This is a genomic window from Azospirillum sp. TSO35-2 (genome assembly GCF_003116095.1).
GTDB lineage: Bacteria > Pseudomonadota > Alphaproteobacteria > Azospirillales > Azospirillaceae > Azospirillum.
Genome location: NZ_LGRA01000013.1, coordinates 687 through 1,182 on the forward strand (window position 1 = coordinate 687; position 496 = coordinate 1,182).

At 70.8% G+C, this 496-nt stretch carries 1 protein-coding gene; it reads left to right on the top strand.

Annotation, left to right across the window (positions count from 1 at the left end; translation table 11 throughout):
- A partial coding sequence (locus TSO352_RS07415; RefSeq protein ID WP_146210738.1) for a porin occupies nucleotides 1–496 on the top strand: 496 nt, incomplete at both ends.

A 496-nucleotide genomic window follows, 5' to 3' on the forward strand; every position in this document is an offset into this window, starting at 1 on the left:
TGCCACCCGCGCCACCTACTGGACGCCGGAGATCGCCGGCTTCAAGCTCGGCGCCTCCTACCAGCCGTCGTCGGACAGCAGCAACACCGACGTCAACCGGCTGAAGGTGGCGCTGCCCTCGGCCAACCGCACCGGCGCCTACCGCGACGTCTACGAGGTCGGCGGCACCTACGCCAACAGCTTCGGCGGGGTGACGGTCAACGCCAGCCTGTTCTACCTGGGCGGCAAGGCGAAGGACTCCAGCGTGTCGGCGGCGACCTTCGACGACCTGTCCTCGACCCACGCCGGCCTGACGGTGGCCTATGGCGGGCTGAAGGTCGGCGGCAGCTACGCCTGGTCGGGCGACAGCGGCTACGCCAAGCCGGGCAGCAGCGTCGGCATCGTCAGCCGCGAGAAGCAGGACGTCTGGACCGCCGGCGCGCAGTACACCTTCGGGCCGACGACGCTGGGCGTCGGCTACCTCAACGCCAAGGACGCCGGCGACCTGACGGTGCGC